The 6,851-nt window shown below is 76.1% G+C and carries 5 protein-coding genes; 3 read left to right on the top strand and 2 right to left on the bottom strand.

What is annotated here, in order from left to right:
• Positions 1-270: DUF5691 domain-containing protein (locus tag E4U92_RS34585; protein WP_479681752.1), on the bottom strand; the 270-nt coding region annotated here is incomplete at its 3' end.
• Positions 271-394: 124 nt separating this feature from the next.
• Positions 395-1,753, bottom strand: a complete 1,359-nt coding sequence (locus tag E4U92_RS34580; protein ID WP_137304413.1) for an SWIM zinc finger family protein — start codon at positions 1,751-1,753, stop codon at positions 395-397.
• A gap of 159 nt (positions 1,754-1,912) precedes the next feature.
• Between E4U92_RS34580 and E4U92_RS34575 the strand changes: the two genes are divergently transcribed.
• Genes E4U92_RS34575 through E4U92_RS34565 form a run of 3 tightly spaced genes read left to right on the top strand, consistent with a single transcriptional unit; the run spans position 1,913 to position 6,683 of the window.
• Positions 1,913-3,067 (top strand): ATP-binding protein, encoded by a 1,155-nt coding sequence (locus tag E4U92_RS34575; RefSeq protein WP_137304412.1) that lies wholly within the window; start codon positions 1,913-1,915, stop codon positions 3,065-3,067.
• Positions 3,064-5,490, top strand: a complete 2,427-nt coding sequence (locus E4U92_RS34570; RefSeq protein ID WP_168725267.1) for a DUF5682 family protein — start codon at positions 3,064-3,066, stop codon at positions 5,488-5,490. Before E4U92_RS34575 ends, E4U92_RS34570 begins: the two co-directional genes overlap by 4 nt.
• Positions 5,487-6,683: a VWA domain-containing protein gene (locus tag E4U92_RS34565; RefSeq protein WP_137304410.1), complete on the top strand. Its 1,197-nt coding sequence runs from the start codon at positions 5,487-5,489 to the stop codon at positions 6,681-6,683. The genes E4U92_RS34570 and E4U92_RS34565 overlap by 4 nt, the downstream gene beginning before the upstream one ends.
• The last annotated feature ends 168 nt before the right edge of the window (positions 6,684-6,851 follow it).

Here is a 6,851-nt window from a genome sequence, read left to right as displayed (position 1 = left end):
CCCCAGCCGGCGGGCCGCGGCGGCGGGCAGCGGCGGACGCGGGTCCACGGGCGCCGCCGCGGGCCGGGCCGCGGCCGGGCCCGGCCGCAGCCCGGCCCTGCGCCGTACGGTCTCGGCGGCCGCGCGGTCCAGCAGGGCCAGGGGCGCCGACGGTCCCGGGGCCACGCCCGGCGGCGTGCGCCGGTCGGTGCCCAGGAGGGCGGCCGTGACCAGCTCCTCCCAGGTGTCGGTGCCGCCGCTGGGCGGGAGCGCGGCTGCCGTGCCGTTCATGACGTTCCTTTCCGGCGCAAGACCCGAGTGGTGGAACCGTCGTACGGAACCGGGTGTCCGATGTGACCGGAGATATGCCTGTATACGGCGGTGACGCGAGGGAACGCCGGGCAGGGGTGACAGGTCAGCACAGCGCGACCGCCTCTCCCGCGCCGGTCGGCCAGGCGGTCAGCGGGGTGAAACCGCGGTGGCCGCACTCGCCGAACACCTTCACCGGGGCCCCGCCCGACAGCGCGACCAGGCGCCACAGGCCCGGACGGGACGCGGCGGAGCGCGTCAGCGGCAGCGCGGCGGCTCCGTCGGCGTCCGCGAGCTGCCAGGAGTCACCGTCCGGCGTGGGCACGACGTCGTCCAGCGTCACCGGGACCGACTCCAGCCACGGGTCGTCGCGCAGGGCGTCGCCGTACCGGGCGGCGGCCTCGACGGTCGTCACGCCGGGCGGCCGCACAGGGGTCGGCTCCGGCGGGGCGTGCCGCTCGACCAGCGCGGCCCGCTGCCGGCCCGCGTCCGGGTACGCGGACAGCTCCGCGTCCAGCGCGAGACCCACCGGCAGGGCCAGCTCCGGGGCGCGGCCCGCGGCCCCGTAGGACAGGAGCAGGGCCGTGCGGCCGCACCCGGTGCCGTGGAGCCAGATGCGGCGGGTGGTCAGCTTCGCGTCCGCCGTGTCGTACTGGGCGAGGACCAGCCAGTTGTCGCGCACCGGCGGGCCGTCCGCCGTGCCGGTCAGACCGACCCGGCTGCGCACCGTCGCCGCCAGGCCGTCGGGCAGCTCGGCGCGGCGCAGCCAGCCGCGGTCCAGCAGGTGGAGCAGCGCGCACTCCTCCAGCAGCCGCGCCGGCCAGCCGGGACCCGACCCCGGTACCGCGCCCAGCTCACGGACCCGCGCCGCCAGGCCGGGCGCCTGCGCGTCGACCATGCGGGCGGCCATCTCCTCCCACAGCTCGTACCCCGCCTGCTCGGCCGAGGCCAGACCGGTCCGCAGCAGGTCCGCCAGCCGCTGCTCCAGCTCGGTCGCCCCGGCGCCGATCCGCTCGGCCCGGCGCTCCGCACGACGCCGCGCCGCCTCGGGATCCGCCGCACCGCCCGCCGGTCCGTCCGCGACCGGCTCCTCCTTCTTCTCCCTCCCCAGGCGCTCGCGCCGCTCCGTGAGCCACTGCCCGGCCCACTCCGGTGGCTCCGCCCGCGGCAGCGGTTCCCCGCCCGACCAGAGCAGCAGCAGCCCGAGGGCGTGCTTGCACGGGAACTTGCGGCTGGGGCAGCTGCACCGGTACGCCGGGCCGGAGGGGTCCGCGAGGTCGACGACCGTCCGGTACGGCGTCGTGCCGCTGCCCTTGCACAGACCCCACACCGCCCCCTCCCCGGAACTGCCCGTCCGCGACCACGGACCGGCCGAGCCGAGTTTGCTCCCCGCTTTGCGTGACACATCGTCAGGCGCCAGTGCCAGCACCTGGTCCGCGGTCCAGCGCACCCCCTGCTCACTCATGCCGACGACGGTAGATCCACCCACTGACAATCGGCGCCCCGACCGGTGCCCCGATCGCTGCCGGGACGGCGTTTGCGCAGGTCGGGGCCGATTGTCAGTGGGATGGTGCAAGGTGGGTGCCAGATCCGAACCGGCCGAGCTGGAGGGGGACTCGCAGCCATGTCCGTCACCGCCGACAACACGTCCGCCGCACCGGGCGGGAACCACTCCGCGCCCGCGAACCCGGCAGGTACGGGAGAGCCCCTGCGACCGCACGCCGAGGACGCCTTCGCCGACGAACTCGCCGCGCTCGCCGCCCACGACGACCGCCCGCGCCCGCCCCGCTGGAAGCTGTCGCCGTGGGCGGTCGCCACCTACCTCCTCGGCGGCACCCTGTCGGACGGCACGGTGATCACCCCGAAGTACGTGGGCCCCCGCCGCATCGTCGAGGTCGCCGTCACCACGCTCGCCACCGACCGCGCCCTGCTCCTGCTCGGCGTCCCCGGCACGGCCAAGACCTGGGTGTCCGAGCACCTGGCCGCCGCGGTCAGCGGCGACTCCACCCTCCTCGTGCAGGGCACGGCCGGCACCCCGGAGGAGGCCATCCGCTACGGCTGGAACTACGCCCAGCTGCTGGCCAACGGACCCAGCCGGGACGCCCTCGTGCCCAGCCCCGTGATGCGGGCCATGGCGGAGGGGATGACGGCCCGCGTCGAGGAGCTGACCCGCATCCCCGCCGACGTGCAGGACACCCTCATCACCATCCTGTCGGAGAAGACGCTGCCGATACCGGAACTCGGGCAGGAGGTTCAGGCGGTCCGCGGCTTCAACCTGATCGCCACCGCCAACGACCGCGACCGGGGCGTCAACGAGCTGTCGAGCGCCCTGCGCCGGCGGTTCAACACGGTCGTGCTGCCGCTCCCGGCGAGCGTCGAGGCCGAGGTCGACATCGTCGCCCGCCGCGTCGACCAGATCGGACGCTCCCTGGACCTGCCCGCCGTGCCCGACGGCATCGACGAGATCCGCCGGGTGGTCACCGTCTTCCGGGAGCTGCGCGACGGCATCACCGCCGACGGGCGCACCAAGGTCAAGTCGCCCAGCGGCACGCTCTCGACGGCCGAGGCGATCTCCGTGGTGACGGGCGGGCTGGCCCTGGCGGCCCACTTCGGTGACGGGGTCCTGCGGCCCGGCGACGTCGCGGCCGGCATCCTCGGCGCGGTCGTCCGCGACCCGGCGGCCGACCGCGTCGTCTGGCAGGAGTACCTGGAAGCGGTGGTCCGCGAGCGCGAGGGCTGGACCGACTTCTACCGCGCCTGCCGGGACGTGAGCGTGTGAACGGGACCGCGCCCGGGGGCGGCGGGGGAGCGGCCGACGGGGGTCCCCTGCTGCTGGGCGTACGGCACCACGGGCCGGGGTCGGCCCGGGCCGTGCGGGCGGCGCTGGAGGCGGCCCGCCCGCGGGTGGTGCTGATCGAGGGGCCGCCGGAGGCCGACGCGCTGGTGCCGCTCGCCGCCGACGAGGGGATGCGCCCGCCGGTCGCCCTCCTCGCCCATGCCGTCGACGATCCCGGCCGCTCGGCGTTCTGGCCGATGGCCGAGTTCTCCCCCGAGTGGGTCGCGATCCGCTGGGCCCTGGACCACGGCGTCCCGGCCCGCTTCATCGACCTGCCCGCCGCCCACACGCTGGCCTGGGAGCGTGGGGACGAGCGCGGAGAGGGGGAGGAGGACGACGAGGAGCAGGAGGACGAGAAGCAGGAGGACGGGGAGGACACCGCCGGCGACGGGGCGCCGCGCGCGGGCGTGCGGGTCGATCCGCTCGGGACGCTGGCCCGGACCGCCGGGTACGACGATCCGGAGCGGTGGTGGGAGGACGTCGTCGAGCACCGGGGGGTGGGGGCGGGCGACCCGTTCGCGCCGTTCGCCGCGCTGGAGGAGGCGATGGGGGCGCTCCGCGAGACGTACGGCGACGGGGGCCACGAGCGGGACGCCGTGCGCGAGGCGTACATGCGGCTCCAGGTGCGGGCGGCCGGCCGGGAGGCGGGGGACGACGGGGTCGCCGTGGTGTGCGGGGCGTGGCACGTGCCGGCGCTGCGGCAGCGGGCGTCCGTCACCGCCGACCGGGCCCTGCTCAAGGGACTGCCCAAGGTCAGGGCGGACATGACCTGGGTGCCGTGGACGCACCGGCGGCTGGCGCGGGCGAGCGGGTACGGGGCGGGGATCGACTCACCCGGCTGGTACGGGCACCTGTTCGGTGCGCCGGACCGGCCCGTCGAGCGGTGGATGACGAAGGTGGCCGGGCTGCTGCGGGAGGAGGACCGCCTCGTCTCGTCGGCCCACGTCATCGAGGCGGTCCGGCTCGCGGAGACGCTCGCCGTGCTGCGCGGCCGTCCGCTGCCCGGGCTGGGCGAGACGACCGACGCGGTGCGGGCGGTGATGTGCGACGGCTCGGACGTGCCGCTGGCGCTGGTGCGGGACCGGCTGGTCGTCGGGGACGTCCTCGGGGAGGTGCCGGCGAGTGCGCCCGCGGTGCCGCTGCAGCGGGACCTCGACCGGCAGCAGCGGCGGCTGCGCTTCAAGCCGGAGGCACGGGAGCGGGAGGTGGAGCTGGACCTGCGCAAGGAGACCGACGCCGAGCGCAGCAGGCTGCTGCACCGGCTGGGGCTGCTCGGCGTGGCGTGGGGCGAGCGGATCGTGTCGCGGGGGAGCACGGGCACGTTCCGGGAGACCTGGCGGCTGCGGTGGGAGCCGGAGCTGTCGGTGCGGGTCGCCGAGGCGGGCGTGTGGGGCACGACGGTGCTCGCGGCGGCCACCGCCCGGGCCGAGGCCGACGCGGTCGCCGCGCCGGGCCTCGCCGAGGTCACCGGGCTCGCCGAGCGCTGCCTCCTCGCGGGCCTGTCGGACGCGCTCCCGGCGGTCATGCGGGTCCTCGCCGACCGGGCGGCCCTCGACACGGACGTCGGGCACCTCGCCCAGGCCCTGCCCGCGCTCGTCCGGTCGCTGCGCTACGGCGACGTGCGCGGCACCGACACCGCGGCGCTGGCGGAGGTCGCGGCGGGCCTGGCCGAGCGGGTCTTCGTCGGACTGCCCCCGGCGTGCGCGGGACTCGACGCCGACGCGGCCGAGGAGATGCGGCGGCACGTGGACGCGGTGCACGGGGCGGTCGGGCTGCTGGAGGACGGCCCCGCGCCGCACGGCACGGACCTGCGGGGCCGCTGGCGGGCGGTGCTGCGGGTGCTGTCCGGGCGGGACAGCGTGCCCGGGGAGATCCGGGGGCGGGCCGTGCGCCTGCTGCTCGACGGGGGCGAGGTGGACGCGGACGAGGCGGCCCGGCTCATGGGGCTCGCCCTGTCGGTCGGGACACCGCCGACGGACGCGGCCGCGTGGATCGAGGGGTTCGTCGGGGGCGGCGCCGGGGGCGGGATGCTGCTCGTCCACGACGAACGGCTGCTGGCGCTGGTCGACGGCTGGCTGACAGGGGTGCCGGCGGAGGCGTTCACGGACGTCCTGCCGCTGCTGCGGCGGACGTTCTCCGCGTACGAGCCGGGTGTCCGCCGGACGCTGGGCGAACTGGTGCGCCGGGGGCCGGGGGAGCGGGCGGGCGTCACCGGCACCGGGGCGGGGATCCCGGGGTTCGCGCCCGAGCCGGACACCGCCAGGGCGGACGCCGTGCTCCCGGTGGTGCGGCTGCTGCTGGGCGCGGACACGGAGGAGAGGCGACCGGAGCGGCAGCCGGACAGCCTGACGGGGGTGGGGGGATGACGGACGCGACGGGGAGCGAGAGCGGAGAGGCGGCCGAGGTGAGGGACGCGGAGGCGTCCGAGCGGCTGCGGCGATGGCGGCTGGTGCTCGGGGGGGACACGGCGGACGGCACCGGGTACGGGCTGTCCGGGCAGGACGCGGCGATGGACCAGACGCTCTCCGCGCTGTACGGCAGGGACGACAAGGGGCAGGCGGGGCGGGAGCGGACGGCGGGGCTCGGGGCGTCCGCGCCGTCGGTGGCGCGCTGGCTGGGGGACATCCGGACGTACTTCCCCGCCTCCGTCGTCCAGGTCATGCAGCGCGACGCCATCGACCGGCTCGGGCTGTCGACGTTGCTGCTGGAGCCGGAGATGCTGGAGGCGGTGGAGGCCGACGTGCACCTCGTCGGCACCCTCCTCTCGCTGAACAAGGCGATGCCGGAGACCACCAGGGAGACGGCGCGGGCGGTCGTCCGCAAGGTGGTCGACGACCTGGAGAAGCGGCTCGCGAGCCGCACGCGCGCGACCCTCACCGGTGCCCTCGACCGCAGTGCGCGGGTCAGCAGACCGCGCCACCACGACATCGACTGGAACCGCACGATCGCCGCCAACCTCAAGCACTACCTGCCCGAACACGGCACGGTGGTGCCGGAGCGGCTCGTCGGGTACGGGAGGGCGTCGCGGTCGGTGCGCAAGGACGTCGTCCTGTGCATCGACCAGTCGGGGTCGATGGCGGCGTCGGTGGTGTACGCGTCGGTGTTCGGCGCGGTCCTCGCCTCGATGCGGTCGCTCAGCACGCGGCTGGTCGCGTTCGACACCTCCGTCGTCGACCTCACGGACCAGCTCGACGATCCCGTGGACGTCCTGTTCGGCACCCAGCTCGGCGGCGGCACCGACATCAACCGGGCGCTCGCGTACTGCCAGGCCCGCATCACCCGGCCCGCGGACACGGTGGTCGTGCTGATCAGCGACCTGTACGAGGGCGGCATACGGCAGGAGATGCTCAAGCGGGTGGCGGCGATGAAGGCGTCGGGGGTGCAGTTCGTGGCGCTGCTCGCGCTGTCGGACGAGGGCGCTCCGGCCTACGACCGGGAGCACGCGGCGGCCCTGGCGGCGCTCGGGGCGCCGGCGTTCGCCTGTACGCCCGAGCTGTTCCCGGAGGTGATGGCGGCGGCGATCGAGAAGCGGCCGCTGCCGCTACCGGACGGCGCCTGAGGCGGGTCCGGCTGCTGACGATTTGTCGACCTGTTTCCGCCAGCAAAACGGGACATGCCTACCCATCGGTAACAGGGGGCTTGCGCGAGCGTGGGACGTGCGTGCGAGGATCGGTGCCTCTCGACGCCCCTCAGGACACCGGCCTGTGCTCCGCCCAGGACGCGGCCC

This window comes from Streptomyces galbus (assembly GCF_005280195.1).
Classification (GTDB): domain Bacteria; phylum Actinomycetota; class Actinomycetes; order Streptomycetales; family Streptomycetaceae; genus Streptomyces; species Streptomyces galbus.
This window is presented reverse-complemented; position numbering and strand designations above follow the sequence as displayed.